The following is a 14,889-nucleotide window of genomic DNA, read 5'->3' on the forward strand; positions in this document are numbered from 1 at the left end:
AAATTATTTTTGGAGCAGACAGACGACTGAATTCCCACCTCGCCAGATACTTACCTGCAACTGTAAAAGCAACTGAACAATTTCAAACGGCACCTGGCTTGCAACCCCGAGCAATTCAACTACGTTTACAGCCCCGAGATCATCAAGGAGCCTGCCTTTTTCTGTCACGGAGACTTCTTTGCCGGATGCAATGCTGTCGGGACATTCAGTTTATTAATACGGAGGTTAATCCTATGAAAAAGTATTTAGTTTCTGCTGTCAGTTGTGCGCTGCTTTGCAGTGCCGTATCCAGTCATGCCACCCCCCCATTCAAACCCGACCTGGTCGCAGAAGGTAATCGCTGGACCATTACCTTTTATGATGACGGAAGCGGCACCCACAACCAATGGGCCACCCAGGGCCTGTGCTTTTATTATGCCGGAACTTACGGGTCCCAGCAGCGATATCAGTGGGTGTCTGACACCTTCCCAGACTGGAACGGGCTGGCAACGCAGGAGGGCGATCAGATATTTATGCACGGTGATTATGCCCAGGATGTAGGACATGACGGTATGGAGTGGGAAATCGTGACCCGTTCCCGCAATAATATGGGGGCTGGCCATTGGAAAGAATGGCGTGAAGACAGTCGTTTTGGCCGCACTATTGGCTGGGGTAATGCCCGATTTGAACGAGTCGGTCGCTGCGAGCCGGGCAGTGCCGAAGAGGCCTGGGAAAAATATCGGGACATTGGTTATCCCAGAGACGACAAAGGTCGGGAAATGTACCAACCTATGGGGAATCAATCCGATAATCAGTAAAGTAAAAAAGAAAACAAGCGGCTTTAGGCCGCTTGTTTTATAACTATAACGAGAAAATAAGCAATTTTGATACAGATGAATTTCAACTATACTAATAAGCTTTTTTCTGACTTAGTTCGAGTGGGCTCTCCTTCTACTTGATAAACTCTTGCATTCATTTGATTTACTGTATACGTCATAGTGCGGGGATTATGTTGAACCGGCTCTTCTTTTTCAGCGGTCGATTTTACATATTGGGCCATCAGCTGCTCCTCCAATTTGGATAATAACGACTGCTTCTCTGCAATGCCAAGATCTAGAGAGTTGCTAATATCCTTTTTAATCTGTATTAAGTCTAAGGTAGCCCGATTGTTTTTAGACTCATTCTTGTTTGCTTCAATATTCACAAAGTCCAAATTATCGTTGGAATCAGAGGGAAGCTGAAATGTACTAAATGTTGAAACATATACAGCTGTATTTGGAGATGTATCATCAATTTTCATGTGATTTTCCTCTGTAATTGGCATGCCAAAGCTTACGTTGACAAGTTATCTAGTAAATATTGGTGTTTCAATGCAATATTCCTGCCAGAATCCTTGGTAGATAGTCATCTTGAATAATAGGGGGTTCAGAGTAATCATTATAGAATGCCGATTTTTTCGTGTTAATAAACGGAAAAAAATTACCGCCCAGAGGAAATTTTTTGCCGTGGAAATCCCTATCATAAAAAATTGATGTGTTTTGATAGGTAATTGCTATACCTTCATTCATAACAAACTATCTATACTCTCCTTAAATTAAAGGTAGATGATATAACTTAACCATGTAATCCGAAACTAAGGTTAGGTATATCGGTATGCCTGATAGTTAAGAAAAATACAAAGAAGACACTAAAAATCTACTCAGGTTTTGTAAAAAAACATAATGCTGTTTGACACAAAATGTCACAGAAATATCATAAAATATGATTTATAATTTACTGTTTGGTGCGCTAATTCGGAGCATCAGTTGCCCATGAGTATGTGAAATCGTCGTTCCAGTATAGCTGAATTTATTTAACATTGGATTTTTTAAAAGGCTACCAGGCAATCCTTGTTTAAGAAGTGAAAAAATGAATTTCAAAAATAATAACCAGAACTCCATTCTTTTGGTTGAGGATGATACTGAATTGGCTAACCTGATAAGTGAGTTCCTGAGAGGTTACAATTTTAAAGTTGACATCATTTCAAACGGTTATGAAGCAGTTAGAGTGATACAGGAAATAAAGCCGGATTTAGTCATACTGGATATAATGCTTCCAGGTATCAATGGCATGGATGTGTGCAGAATGGTACGGAAAAACTATGATGGCTATATATTGATACAAACTGCTTTAGACGATGACGCAGATCAAATGACTGGACTAGAAATTGGTGCAGATGACTACATTATTAAGAAAGTTAAACCTCAGCTACTGCTTAGTCGAATAAATGCGTTATTAAGAAGATCAACTAGAAATATATCCGAAAAGAGTAAAGATTCATTAACTTGTGGGCCACTTAAAATATGTATGAATAGGCGGACAGTTGAAATTGATAACGTGCAAATCGAGATGACAAGTGCAGAGTTTGAATTATTAGTACTACTCGCAAGGTCGGTAGGAAAGGTCGTCTGTCGAGAAGAGATAGTAAAGAAGATTAGAGGTTTTGAATATGATGGTCTGGATAGAGCTATCGATCGCAGAGTTTCAAGATTAAGGAATCGGCTTAAAGTATATAAAGGAACCGAACTAATAAAAACCGTAAGAGGCGTTGGCTATCAATTATGTATTTATACTGAGAGAGAAGATAATGTATAAATCACTAATAGGATTATGGTTTCTAGTTTTTACTCCATTATTTTTCTTGCTTTATCCTAGTCACTTTAATCCAATAGTTAATTTTAATGAACACGTGGAAGGTACTCGTTATATTGAAATATACAAGGGTACCTTTCATTTGATTGAATCAAGACTCAAGAGGAAGCCTCTCGCGTATTGGAAAAATGAAGTCGAGACTATTTCCAAAAATTTTGGATTTGACATAGAGTTAGTCGACATTGGACTTGATGAATATACTAATGGGAGCGAAATTCAGTTTTTCAATTCAGAACCTGAGTATTTAGTTAAGAGAGTAAAAGAAAGTCAATGGGCTGTTAAGGTCTATGTCGATTTTTCCGCATCAGAGAAGATACGAAGAGGCGCAATGGGGACAGTGTACCTGCTCCAAAGGGAATTCAGGGATGCAGAGATGAAAATGTGGCCTAAATTGATTGATGAGCTATCTAAGGATTTCCCATATAATATGAGACTTGAAGAGATCGAGTCAATTAATATGAGTAATAATGAAAAAAAAGAAATGCTTAAATATTCATTTTTCTGGCGAGAAAATGACAATGAAATAGTTTTCTATATATCAATCGGCGACAGTAGCTATTTACTTGCCTGTGATGTTGTCCCTCTATCTTCTGTTGAGCCATCGGTGGTTCTATTCCTTATATTTATCTTTGTTCTCATAATATCGGCTTGTCTATTTTTCTGGGTGTACCCTCTCTGGCGTGACTTAGAGAGTTTGGCTGTTGCAACATCCGGGTTTGGAAAAGGAGATTTTACTGTTCGTGCCTCAGTCTCAAAAATATCGATAGTTACTAGACTCAGTGAAGCATTTAATGGGATGGCTGAAAGAACAGAGCAGCTAGTTAAGCGTCAACATACACTGACTAATGCAATAGCTCACGATCTCAGAACTCCGATATATCGCTTGAAGTTTGCAATTGAAATTTTAAAAAAATCCATTTCATATGATGAAAATAAAAAATACTTTGACTCTATATCCAGTAGCATTGAAGATTTGGATGGTTTAATTGATCAAACATTGGCGCTATCTAAATATAGTAGCGATAAAAAAGACAAGTCCTTTGCGTATCATGATCTAATAAAACTAACTAAAGACGAATGTAAAAAAGTTTTTCAGCTGTATGAAAATATCAACTATGATTTAATTTTTAAAATTGAAGATGGAAAAGAAAGAGCTTTTTTTGATGATGTTGCAATAAGGCGAGCTCTTTCTAATATCTTAGTCAATGCATGTAAATTTTCAAAATCATTTGTGTTGGTGGAAGTCTTCTACGATAAAGTGTTATCTGAATACATTATAGATGTTAGTGATGACGGAGTTGGTATTGCTGAAGACGATGTTGAAAGGGTGTTTTTGCCTTTTGAACAACTTGATAATAATAGGCAAGATGTTTCGAGTGGTCACGGTTGTGGTTTGACAATTGTCAGGTGCATTGCCCAATGGCATTCAGGAGAAGTGAAAGCGGGACCGTCAAAGATTGGAGGGGCTAAGATCTCATTTCGTTGGCCGATATAAGCTAGTTTTAATTGGCTAGTCTGTATGTATCTTAATTAGGAATTTTAAATATGACTTTGGAGCGTAAGTTAGCGAAGATATTCATGCTGGATGATGATGGATGGGAAAGGCATGCTAACCCTTTAAGCGTTTGGACCCGTTATTCAGTTTTACCAATTTTTGCTTTTGCTGGATTTTTGAGGGAGTGGAATGTCTGGATGTGTGGGGCGTTGATAGTTATTGCATTGGCTTGGACATTTTTTAATCCTATTTTATTTAGTAAACCAAAAAATTATTCTAGTTGGGCGTCAAAGTCTGTACTAGGAGAACGGATATATATCAATAGAGATATCTATAAATTGCCAGAACATCACAACTCACCAATATTTATGGTGCTTAATGCCATTTCAAGTGCTGGTGTAATGGCATGCTTTTGGGGCGTATATAAATTTGATGCGCCAATATGCATGTTAGGAATTTTGATAACATATCTTGCCAAAAGTTGGTTTTTAGACCGTATGGTTTGGTTGTTTAATGATGTTAATTCCGACAGAGGTTAAGATTTGTGAAGTCCCACACTGTCACAATTGGTCAAAATTCGTCACGATAAATTGATACTACAATTTGACTTAGATAGATAAACTTCATACGAAGTGAATTGATGAGGTTTATCGTATTATGCAATCCATTCGGCAGAAAATTCTAGCAATATTGCTACCATATATATTGTTAGGCTGTGGCGACAACCGGCTTGACGATAGCGATCAAGGATATTGGGTATCGGAATCGCATGGTTCAGCCTTACAAGTTATTTCTAATACTGTCTTTTCCTATGAGTTTACTGATGATTTCTGTTTGAAAACAGACGTCGAAGAGTTGACTAAAACTGAGTTTAACTTGCGATACAAGCAAGAAACTGATGGCCTGTTTGTTCCTACTTACCCAGGAATACCGGAAAATGAGGATGATTATGGAATACATTATGCCTCTGTGAATGTATTACCAGAAAGTTGCTTAAACGGTTTAATTGACTTGACGTCAGATGGCAATTCGCTAGATCCGGAAGAGAACCTAGAACTATTTTTACAAATATTTGAAGAATATTACTTTAGCTTTGAATCTGCAAACGTTGATTGGACAACAGTCGCCCAAGCAGCGAGAAGTAAAATATCATCAGTAAGTACTCGAGATGAAATATTTTCTGCTATGAGTGAGGCCATTAGTTATTTGCAGAATGGACATGTGTACATTCTTGACGGTGACAAACTTGCCAGATATCGTCGTGCAGACAAACCAGTCTTGATAGACCGTTTGACATCGGAGTTTCTTCAGCAGCACAGTCTGAGCCCGCCTCTTACAAAAGAAGATAATCAAAAGCTAAATGAGTATATTGAAGATAATGAAAGCTTAATCCAAAAATCTATTATTGGATATTTGAACTACTCACAACTGTCTTATGCCGCCAATAATAATATTATCTGGGGAAAGCATAATAATATAGGGTACCTGCATGTTGCTAGCTTTAATGATTTCACAACAGGCAGCGATGGTCATGCTGAAACATTTAGAATTATGCATGAGAGCATGTCTAAGGTATTAGAAGACTTTTCTGACACCGATGGAATAGTCATTGACCTCAGATTTAATGGTGGTGGTTATGCCTACTTAGCAAAAGCTTTAGTTGAGTATTTTGTCGAAAAAGATACAACGGGATATATAAAGAGTGCTAAGTTTGCAGAAGGTTTTACACCCGAAGTAAATATTGAACTAAGTCCAAAGGTTTCAAATTTTGTGAGGCCCGTAGCAGTGTTAACAAGTAATTCTACTTCGTCTGCCGCTGAGTTGGCGGTTTTAATGCTAAGTTCACTAGAGCATGTCACATTAATCGGTGAGCGAACTCAGGGAATGCTTTCAGGTAGTCTTCCTAAATCTTTGGCGAATGGATTCAAAGTTGGAATATCTAATATGAAGCAGCTATCTAGTGAGAGGCAGCTGTTTGAGCAAGAGGGAATTCCAGTTGACATAGAAGTATCATTCGCTTCAATGGAGGATAGGAAGCTTGGTAGGGATAGTGGTCTGGATGCTGCGTTTTCTTTTCTTGAGAATAATTAAAGTATGATTCTTAGCCTAAATAAAAAAGGCGGCGGTGTTATCTACATTGAAAAACTACTATTAATTTATTTTCTAATATGTTTTTGGGTGGGTTATGACGCATAGATTTAAATGTCGTTGTGGATGTTTTCAAGCTATTGTTCTAGGCGGATACACTAGTAGAGGTATTATTTGTTGTTGTTCTGATTGTCGTGCGTTTGCCAAATATTGCGATGAGTCTATTCTGATTGATGGTGGTGGAATACATTTAATTGAAATTCCTCAAAATCGATTTAATATCTTAAAGGGAAAGAATAGGGTAAGAGCTTTGAGATTTAGTGATGGTGGGCTTATTAGATGGTTTTGTGACTGCTGTTATACCCCTATTGGTAATACTCGAGATAACTCGATTTTTTCAATGTTAAGTCTCATTAATTTCTTCCCTGAAACGGGATTTATTGAAAAAGATTTTAGATTCTTTACTTCAATAATAGGAAGAAAATCGGTTAACCAAGAAATGAAACTACGTGAACAAGATAGTTTTGTAAACTGGTTAGGTAAAATGGCTAGGATGCTGGTTTATGTGATAAGTGGAAAAGACAGAGTATCGCCATTTTTTTATGCTGACGGCAAGCCAATTTCAGAACCATTGATCGTGAGTTCAGAACTTTTATATTTGTTAAAAAATACGTAGCTGAATATTGATGGACATATATTTTAGTTAAGGATTTAGCTGCATTGAGTGGATCTATAATATGAAAGGAGAGTGAGATGGAATTAGATGGTGTTAAGTTTGTTACTAGCCAGCCGCATTCGGATGTAGATAACTTATTAGAAGCTACTGATAACAATAAGTCTTTTTCGAAATTAATGCAAAAATATACAGGTGAAGAGTTTTCAGAACCGAATTCTAACAGTATAGACTTTACAAACTCTACTCGGCTTGAATTGTTTAACTGGATGAATGGGAAAATAAAAAGTGGAGAGATGACATTGGATCAAAGTTTTCCTTTTATGGCAATGACACTTAAAATGCCCGCTTCAAACAAGAATTCGGTAGCCATGTTATCCGACGGTCAAAAAGTAAATTTTATAGACAAGGCTGAAAATGGTCTTAAAGCTGCTGAACTTCGCTGTGATGGAGTATCGTTTGAGATGCTTAGTTCGGCATTGAAGTTAATGAACGCAGCAAATTCTAGTTGTTGATAAATTGATATTTTTATTGAGTTGATTTTTAAAAATTATGTCTGTTTGACTACTTAGTAATTTAGGGAATGAATAATGAAGTTTAAATTCACCTTGCTACTGATTGCTTATCTTCTTCTAGCTGTATTCAAGACGGCAATTGCTGCTACTTGTGATAGTTATCCTGAAGAAGATATGCGTTACAATAACAATAATCCTCAAATTGCATTATTGGGCGAAAAGTTAGTTGTCTTGCAATACGGTAAAGTCTTCGATGATCCAGGGGCTATTGCTCGAGATTTGGAAGACGGAGAATTAACGGATGATATTATCACTTCAGCTAGTATTGATAGCCTAGTCGCTGGGCGTTACGAGATTGTGTACTCTGCAACTGACAGCGCTGGAGCAACCAGCAGCATTACTCGTATTGTAGAAGTCCTAGAGAACCAAGCTCCAGTGGTCATACTGAATGGTGCGAACACTATACAATTGTATGTTGGCGATACATTTGTTGACCAGGGCGCTACGGCCTTTGATTCCGAAGACGGCAATTTGTCAGAGTATATACATGTCTTTTCTAACGTAGATACATCCAGAGCGGGTAACTACGAGATCCACTATTCTGTTACGGATATGCAGGGTCTTACTACAAATTCAATACGAAATGTTAATGTTGTTGAGGTTCGTAGTGATAATTTTAGCGTAGCATGGGAAGATACCTATACGCTACCGGAGCAGGATGAAAATGGCTGGTCAGTACTGCGCCCCTCCGAAGATTCACACGTCATATATGTTTCCAGCACTGACGGCAATGATGATACTGCAATAGTTTATGATCTGACAAAAAGTGAGCATGCCGCTGTAATTGGTGACAACCCATATGCCCCGATAGGGGAAGTGAAGCCATATGCGTCTATTAAATCTGCATTAGCTAAAATGCGTAAAGGCTATCCCGATTATGTACTCCTCAAGCGAGGTGACAGCTGGGAGAACCCCAGCGTAAAACTAGAAGTGTATGGGCGTTCGGCATCTGAGAGAGCTGTGCTGGCTAGCTATGGTGACAGTCCAACTCGTCCATTAATTCTGAATTCAGGGGTGTTTCTAAATAAGAGCGGTTATTTAGCGGTTGTTGGTCTTCATTTTTATGCGTCAAAGCGAGACCCTTATTCACCAGATTTTATTGGCTTCGATCAAGTAAATAATGATAAGGGAATAGATGCAACTCTCTATAATGATTATGGTGGGCTTCTGATTGAAGACTGTTGGTTTGAGTGGTTCGGTAATAATAGCATTCAGTCCCATAGTTTTGATGAAGATGGTAGAAAGAAGCTCATACCGGATGTGATTGTAAGGAGAAATATTATTAATAATAATTATTCCACAATTGCCCATTCTCAAGGCCTTTATTCGGCCGAAGTATCAATGCTATTGGAAGAGAATATTTTTGATCATAATGGCTGGTTTAAACAAGGTAATGATTCCAAAAAGGAACAAGGAAAGGCCACCATGTTTAATCACAATACCTACTTTACTGAAACAAAAAATACCATATTTAGAAATAATATATTTCTAAGAGCATCTAGTATTGGTAATAAATTTACATCTAACTCGACTGATGGCGAGGGTGCAAACACAATAAAAGCTTGGAATATTTTGCTGGATAATAATTTGTATATCGAAGGAGAAGTTGGTATTAGCCTTGGGGGCAATAAAGATCAGAATGATGGTGCCCGCTGGAGGGATATTTATGTAATTAATAATGTCATGATGCATCTTGGTCGGACCAAACCAACTGGTAGAGAATTGGGTTGGGGACTTGGTGTATCTGACTGGCAAAGTGGCTTGGTTAGAGGAAATGTTTTCAAAAGCTGGGGTTCACCAGAAAATAAGAATAACTATGCTATTCAATCGATAGGGCATACAGTAAATGTCCAGTACAGCGAAAATATTATTTATGATGTGTTAAGTACAAACTCATTAGTACAATTTAAGGATTACGATATTCAGCACGGAATTGATTTTTATCATAATGAGATTCAATCTAGTGTCGATGCAAATATTTTTCGCAGTGGGCGACTGTTAGATTTCAGTCTTTCACAAAAAGAGGGATTCTCTGATAACTATTTTTATTCGAAAAGCAATCAGGATGCTTGGTTTTCTGGACAAGGAAGGCATTTTCTCAATATAGATGAATACAGAAATTATTCTGGGGATACAACTTCGCTGTTAGAAAAAAGAAGCTATATTGATCCAGAGCGATCAATTGGTACTTATCTGGATTTGCTTGGCTACGATAGGGACTTAGATAGTTTTATTAATAAACTGAAGCAACAATCAAAATTTAGTTGGGATGTATCACTAACCGCAAGAGCTATTAATAGTTACATACGGACAGGATTCTGCATTTCAAACAGCACGAATTGCCGTTAACTCTTGGTCCAATTGGAAATGTCGGTTTACCGGCATTTCTAACTTGTCTATAAGTAGTATTTTGATTGTAATTAATATGATTAATCCATTTTTTGAATAATGTGTATGTATAGTTTTGAAGTAGCAAGCAAAAAACACAATAGTTCTGTTCAGAGGTTACTGCTCCAACTTGGCTATAGTAGTGTTGAAGAAGATATTATTAAATTCCTTGAACTTCAGAACAGTAACTCTGAGGTTTTAGTGATAATTTTTGATTCACAGGTGGTGGGGTTAATATCCCTTGTCTACTATGATTATTTTCCTCTACAAAGAAAAATTTGTCGTATCACTTCGGTAGTTATTGAAGAATCATTCAGGGGGAAAGGTATAGGGCGGAAAGTAATGGATTTAGCATGCGAACGCGCCAGAGATAATGATTGCCATAAGTTGGAAGTTACGACAAGTTTGGCGAGAAAGAAGACTCATAAGTTTTATGAATCTTTCGGTTTCAAGAAATCGTCATTTAGATATGCTATTGACCTATAGAGTTTTTTTAAATTTGGTGAAAATATAGATAATAGAACTTGTTAGATTAATATTGAGGCTGGGTATTATTATGATAAACATTATTGATGGAGTTGATAGAATGTTACCGATGAAGGATAGTGTTAAAGATAACTATTCTACTGAGAGGCATTTAGAGATTACTTTATCGAAAGAATCCTCATCAGATTCGGTACAATTGGAGCAGTCCACATCACTTCGAGAGCTGGCGAGAGACTATGATGTCAGAAGTATGTCCCCACAAGAGATGTCTATTATGAGTCAGAAGCTATTTAATAGTGATCACATTTCGTTCAGAGAGCACGCTTTATTATCATTTCAACCTGAGCTTGGGGTAGGCTTTAGAGGGAATAGAAATCTAGCGACTGAGAAGAAAGACTTTATCTTACATTGGGAGAATCAGTTAGAACTTCATGAGAAGAATGGGGAAAAAGCTTTTGCAGAGAATGACAAAAAAATTTTAAACATTCTAAATAATCTTCAAGCTATTCATGACCAAAATGAAATGGCTCAGACCAAATCTGACGGTTACTAATTTTGTTGTGTCAGCGCCAGATTAGGTCTAAGTAATTAATTGAATCAATATTTTGTATAGAGATTATGCGATATTGCTAAAACATAGACTCTCGACACTATATCGCATTTTCTACTATTTTGTAGGCTTTTTAGTCTTTATTATTCTGAAATGATTCAATTGCATCTTCCAGAACAGTATCCCTTCCTTCTTCTATCCCTTGAATATCTAATGGTATCATTGGAATATCTGGAGTTATTCCTAAAGTTTCAAATGTTTTTAGCTGAGTATCTACGTAAACTTCGTTTGATAGACCTACAACCCAACCATTTGGTAATGTTTTATCTAATACATCTGAAAGGGCGCCAAAACTAGCTTCCCCCATAATTTGTACATGAGGTAATGCTTTCATCATTACCAGGAACATTTCTCCGGCACTAACGGTGCTACCGCTTGTGAGTATGATAACAGGTTTTGTATATGGAAGTGAGTTGGGCGATGCAGGAAGTTCAGCCCATTGTATCGGACTATTTCCGTCTATCGTCTTTGTATATTTCCCTACTACTCTTTGATTCACGGTGTTAAAACAGCTAGCTATTGCCATTGATACAGCATCCAGTCCACCTCCGTTGAAACGCATATCAATAATAAGATACTGTGTTTCAGATATGCTGTTCATGACATCTTTCATTACCTTTTTAGCATTTTCAATCCATTTTTGCGTGTTTTCTGGGTCATCTGGGTCCAGGTCTAATGCCATCAAGTTTATTCTAAGATAACCTACATCTCCCTGTTGTAAAGTTCCCCATACTACACGCTCGAATCCAAATGGTGGATAGTCAAAGTTACCGTTAATAACGTGCGTGCTATCTGGATCTAAACGAGTTTGATGAATCGAGGATATTTGGCTAAACAAGCTTTTTGAAAACTCGTTGTAGTCTTCTTGTTCTGTCTGCAAGTCAAATAAGGTCTCAAATATTTTAGTTACACCCTTTGATGGAGCTGGAGAAAATTCTAAGTCTTCAGACTGAAGTGACACATGATAATCACTAAAGTCCTTTAAAGAGGTTTGCAGTGCTGAAAATAGAGCCACATCACTTATGTTATCATCTAATTCTGATTGTGCTTCAGCATACACCTCATACCAGTCCACTTTTCTTTCTTCAAAGAAAGCATAATATTCATGGAAGATTGACCAGAAATATTCATATATTTCAAGAGGCGAACTAGAAGAGGTTAAAAGCTTATTTTCCCTACAAAGATAGGGGAGCTCTTCCAACCGTTCCAACTCCATTGCAAAAGGTGACCCTTCTGTTTGAATGGAAAGTCGTAAACCTTGATCCGAAACATTAGCGCTGTTTAAATATTCTAAGTTGGCTTCCTCCAAAGAGTATGTCTCGGCAAGTACGCATGCATATTGAGTTAGTTGTAATCTCTTTGCCCCATTATCTGAAAATACATATATATCACCATAACCTCGATGTTCCCATATACCTAGCTTTGAAATATCATCAGTATTGTTAGTAAGTTTATCTGCTTCATTGTGGCAAGCTGCAGTCATGAAAATCATTCCACATGCCAACACACTGTGCTTAATTAAATTTATTCGTATCATTACTTTCCTCGCTATAATAATTATTCTGGGAAAGTATAAGCTCAGAATGTAACAGACTCTGTCATTAAATGTTCATTGCTCTGTTAAGAATTTTCGTTAGGCTGTCTTTAATCTTTACCTGCTCAAGAAATATTGTATGGTATTTCGAACAAAAATCCGGCTCCAGATAATGTTTCGCCTGACTCTTCATTGATCTTACCTTGATGGAGTTGGACTATTTGGTTTACTATAGCTAATCCTAGGCCAATACCTTTATTGGTTGATGTTGAGGCGGTGTAAAAAGGCTTGAATATGTTGGCTCGGTGCTCAGGCTCAACCCCTTTCCCATCATCTGAAATTAAGCAGCGCCAATGAGTCTTGCTTGCATTTTCAATAGAGATGACTATTCTGCTTCGAGCATGTTTGATAGCATTATCTAACAAATTATTGATCATGCGCTGAAACAAATGTTCATCTACTTCTACTTTTCGCTTTAATTGAAAGTCTAATTCTATTCTCACCGATGTTTTTTTTCTCCAATTTTGAAGCAGCTTAGTCATCCACTTATTTAAGTCAATTCTCACAGGGCTAAGCCTGAAGCCGGGCTGTTCTGTTTTCGCATAATTCAGCAGTTCGTTAACTAAGCTTTCCATTGCTTCAGTTTCTTCGATAATTGCAATTACTCTACTTGATGTTTCGGTCTTTAGCTCTTCTTCTGCCAGCAGTTCAGCTTGCCACTGTATATGAAATATAGGGGACCGTAACTCATGGGCTATTGTGTAGGTTAGAGACTTATTAGCGGCCATTAGATGTGTAATTTTTTCGGCCATTGAATTAAAGCTTAGATTAAGTGAGCCTAGTTTATTTCTACTATCTAGTAGTGCACGTTGTTGAAAATCCCCGTCTGCAAATGATCTCGTGACTTCTTCAAGTCGTCTGACACGGCGATTCAATAACCAAACCAGAACAAAACAGTGGGTGCAAAAACAAAGAAATATCATGACGTAGCCTATGTTGTCATTCTTATCTATCGCTTGTAAAACTTCTGAATCGGTATTTTCTTTTAAGCTGTAGAAGCCGGATGTGTGAGGAAATCTGAACCAAAAAATTCCTTCTTTTTTATAATGGTTAAATTGAACGTCTTCCGCTTTAAAATAACTTCTAACCTCATTAGGTAGTATGTCTTCTGAAGGATACTTCAAAAGGATGTTATGAGAGTTTATAGCATATTGTTGCAGCGCACTTTCAAACTCTTCTTCATTAGTTCGCTCTTTGAGTAATGACAAAATTTTGTAATTGGCAATAACCCGGTCATGTTCTAGTATAGAGTCATAGTCGAAGCTTAATATGTTCTCATAGAAAATATAAGTGGCTACGGTAAGCGAAAATAAGAAGACTAATGCAAGAAGAGATTCTAAATAAAGTCTGATCATGAGCTATTTATCTACTTTAAGTGAATTTTTATTTGCATTTAGTTGGGCGAAAATACATATCCTTGACCTCTGATGGTCAGAATTCTCCTTTGCTCCATTCTTTCATGTAGTTTCTTCCGTAATGACATGACTTTATTGTCTATTGAACGGTCCAAGCCATCATATTCAATACCTTTTAGTTCGAGCACGAGTCTATCTCGGGATAATATCTCGTCTGGATTCGACGCTAATAACCACAACAGCTTAAATTCACTTTGGGTCAATATAATTTCTTCACCTGCAAAGTGGCACGATTGGCGTGAAGAATTGAGATGCAGTTGACCAGAATCTAGTATGTGAGCTTCTCGCTGTGTAGGGGACTTCGCGTGATGGCGCAGCATGTTGCGTATCCGGGCGAGAAGAACTCTTGGTTTGATAGGCTTGGTTATAAAGTCATCAGCACCGATTTCTAATGCGGATACGTGGTCAAAATCATCATCGCTTGCGGTTAAAATCATAATTTTTCCGCTATACCTATGTCTCACTTTTCTACAAACGCTTAATCCATCTTCACCTGGTAGCATTAAGTCTAGTAAAACAATGTCAGGCTTTAGAGCAATAATTTTTTTGCAGGCTTCCTCGCCATTGCTTACTGACGTGACCTCAAATGATTGTTGCTTGAAGTATTCTGTTAACATCGCGTTTAGCTTTGGCGAATCTTCCACAATCATTAAGTTGTGTTTTTGTTGCATTACAGCGTCCGTCACTTTTCAGCTTTTGATCAAAAAAGACAAACTATGCATGAATTGCCTTGTTAGGGCTATGGGCTTATTGTCTCTTTTTGTCATATCAAAAAGAGCATTGTCTCCATGTTGTCGTTAGTGATTAGTTGGAAGGGTCTCTGCGGTATACGGTGGATTCGAGTCTTGTGTCAGTTATAAGTTGCTGTTTTGAGGCAACTAAACTTTTTTTAGTG

The 14,889-nt window shown here is 37.5% G+C and carries 14 protein-coding genes; 10 read left to right on the forward strand and 4 right to left on the reverse strand.

From position 1 onward, the window contains the following. Window positions 1-233 precede the first annotated feature (233 nt). Window positions 234-797, forward strand: coding sequence for a hypothetical protein (locus tag CSR04_RS04075; RefSeq protein WP_102794983.1), 564 nt, complete (start codon window positions 234-236; stop codon window positions 795-797). 86 nt (window positions 798-883) lie between these two features. Here the strand turns inward: CSR04_RS04075 and CSR04_RS04080 are convergent, their stop codons facing one another. Next, window positions 884-1,279 carry a hypothetical protein gene (locus CSR04_RS04080; protein ID WP_102794984.1) on the reverse strand — a complete coding sequence of 132 codons (396 nt, stop codon included), beginning with the start codon at window positions 1,277-1,279 and terminating at the stop codon, window positions 884-886. Between the two features lie 608 nt (window positions 1,280-1,887). Between CSR04_RS04080 and CSR04_RS04090 the strand changes: the two genes are divergently transcribed. The 9 genes from CSR04_RS04090 to CSR04_RS04130 all read left to right on the forward strand — a co-directional run bounded on the left by CSR04_RS04090 (window position 1,888) and on the right by CSR04_RS04130 (window position 10,928). Beyond that, window positions 1,888-2,613, forward strand: coding sequence for a response regulator transcription factor (locus CSR04_RS04090; RefSeq protein WP_102794986.1), 726 nt, complete (start codon window positions 1,888-1,890; stop codon window positions 2,611-2,613). Next, window positions 2,606-4,165 (forward strand): ATP-binding protein, encoded by a 1,560-nt coding sequence (locus CSR04_RS04095; protein WP_102794987.1) that lies wholly within the window; start codon window positions 2,606-2,608, stop codon window positions 4,163-4,165. Before CSR04_RS04090 ends, CSR04_RS04095 begins: the two co-directional genes overlap by 8 nt. 50 nt (window positions 4,166-4,215) lie before the next feature. Continuing rightward, window positions 4,216-4,704: a DUF6653 family protein gene (locus CSR04_RS04100; RefSeq protein WP_102794988.1), complete on the forward strand. Its 489-nt coding sequence runs from the start codon at window positions 4,216-4,218 to the stop codon at window positions 4,702-4,704. 118 nt (window positions 4,705-4,822) lie between these two features. Continuing rightward, on the forward strand, window positions 4,823-6,256 hold the full coding sequence (locus CSR04_RS04105; RefSeq protein ID WP_102794989.1) for a S41 family peptidase: 1,434 nt from the start codon (window positions 4,823-4,825) through the stop codon (window positions 6,254-6,256). 94 nt (window positions 6,257-6,350) lie between these two features. Continuing rightward, window positions 6,351-6,929 carry a DUF6151 family protein gene (locus CSR04_RS24680; RefSeq protein ID WP_146027096.1) on the forward strand — a complete coding sequence of 193 codons (579 nt, stop codon included), beginning with the start codon at window positions 6,351-6,353 and terminating at the stop codon, window positions 6,927-6,929. A 77-nt stretch (window positions 6,930-7,006) separates the two neighbouring features. Further along, window positions 7,007-7,441, forward strand: coding sequence for a hypothetical protein (locus CSR04_RS04115; RefSeq protein ID WP_102794991.1), 435 nt, complete (start codon window positions 7,007-7,009; stop codon window positions 7,439-7,441). Between the two features lie 75 nt (window positions 7,442-7,516). Next, window positions 7,517-9,850 (forward strand): DUF5011 domain-containing protein, encoded by a 2,334-nt coding sequence (locus tag CSR04_RS04120; RefSeq protein ID WP_102794992.1) that lies wholly within the window; start codon window positions 7,517-7,519, stop codon window positions 9,848-9,850. Window positions 9,851-9,955: 105 nt separating this feature from the next. Continuing rightward, on the forward strand, window positions 9,956-10,375 hold the full coding sequence (locus CSR04_RS04125; RefSeq protein WP_245921348.1) for a GNAT family N-acetyltransferase: 420 nt from the start codon (window positions 9,956-9,958) through the stop codon (window positions 10,373-10,375). 70 nt (window positions 10,376-10,445) lie between these two features. After that, window positions 10,446-10,928: a hypothetical protein gene (locus CSR04_RS04130; protein ID WP_102794994.1), complete on the forward strand. Its 483-nt coding sequence runs from the start codon at window positions 10,446-10,448 to the stop codon at window positions 10,926-10,928. A 130-nt stretch (window positions 10,929-11,058) separates the two neighbouring features. Here CSR04_RS04130 and CSR04_RS04135 read toward each other — a convergent pair whose 3' ends face one another. The 3 genes from CSR04_RS04135 to CSR04_RS04145 form a co-directional block, all read right to left on the reverse strand. Further along, window positions 11,059-12,522, reverse strand: a complete 1,464-nt coding sequence (locus CSR04_RS04135) for a S41 family peptidase (protein ID WP_102794995.1) — start codon at window positions 12,520-12,522, stop codon at window positions 11,059-11,061. 122 nt (window positions 12,523-12,644) lie between these two features. Then, the gene (locus CSR04_RS04140; protein ID WP_102794996.1) at window positions 12,645-13,934 is read right to left on the reverse strand and encodes an ATP-binding protein; all 1,290 of its coding nucleotides are present in this window, start codon (window positions 13,932-13,934) and stop codon (window positions 12,645-12,647) included. Between the two features lie 38 nt (window positions 13,935-13,972). Further along, entirely contained in the window at window positions 13,973-14,665 is a 693-nt protein-coding gene (locus CSR04_RS04145) for a response regulator (protein ID WP_102794997.1), read from the reverse strand. Window positions 14,666-14,889 lie beyond the last annotated feature (224 nt).

The organism is Bowmanella denitrificans, from assembly GCF_002887595.1.
Taxonomy (GTDB): Bacteria; Pseudomonadota; Gammaproteobacteria; order Enterobacterales; family Alteromonadaceae; genus Bowmanella; species Bowmanella denitrificans.

Bases quoted from the DNA above. Each gene is read 5' to 3' on its own strand.
- CSR04_RS04135 (WP_102794995.1), bottom strand. From the start codon at position 12,522: ATGATACGAATAAATTTAATTAAGCACAGTGTGTTGGCATGTGGAATG.
- CSR04_RS04090 (WP_102794986.1), top strand. From the start codon at position 1,888: ATGAATTTCAAAAATAATAACCAGAACTCCATTCTTTTGGTTGAGGAT.
- CSR04_RS04140 (WP_102794996.1), bottom strand. From the start codon at position 13,934: ATGATCAGACTTTATTTAGAATCTCTTCTTGCATTAGTCTTCTTATTT.
- CSR04_RS04120 (WP_102794992.1), top strand. From the start codon at position 7,517: ATGAAGTTTAAATTCACCTTGCTACTGATTGCTTATCTTCTTCTAGCT.
- CSR04_RS04095 (WP_102794987.1), top strand. From the start codon at position 2,606: ATGTATAAATCACTAATAGGATTATGGTTTCTAGTTTTTACTCCATTA.
- CSR04_RS04130 (WP_102794994.1), top strand. From the start codon at position 10,446: ATGATAAACATTATTGATGGAGTTGATAGAATGTTACCGATGAAGGAT.
- CSR04_RS04145 (WP_102794997.1), bottom strand. From the start codon at position 14,665: ATGCAACAAAAACACAACTTAATGATTGTGGAAGATTCGCCAAAGCTA.
- CSR04_RS04075 (WP_102794983.1), top strand. From the start codon at position 234: ATGAAAAAGTATTTAGTTTCTGCTGTCAGTTGTGCGCTGCTTTGCAGT.
- CSR04_RS04115 (WP_102794991.1), top strand. From the start codon at position 7,007: ATGGAATTAGATGGTGTTAAGTTTGTTACTAGCCAGCCGCATTCGGAT.
- CSR04_RS24680 (WP_146027096.1), top strand. From the start codon at position 6,351: ATGACGCATAGATTTAAATGTCGTTGTGGATGTTTTCAAGCTATTGTT.
- CSR04_RS04080 (WP_102794984.1), bottom strand. From the start codon at position 1,279: ATGAAAATTGATGATACATCTCCAAATACAGCTGTATATGTTTCAACA.
- CSR04_RS04105 (WP_102794989.1), top strand. From the start codon at position 4,823: ATGCAATCCATTCGGCAGAAAATTCTAGCAATATTGCTACCATATATA.
- CSR04_RS04125 (WP_245921348.1), top strand. From the start codon at position 9,956: ATGTATAGTTTTGAAGTAGCAAGCAAAAAACACAATAGTTCTGTTCAG.
- CSR04_RS04100 (WP_102794988.1), top strand. From the start codon at position 4,216: ATGACTTTGGAGCGTAAGTTAGCGAAGATATTCATGCTGGATGATGAT.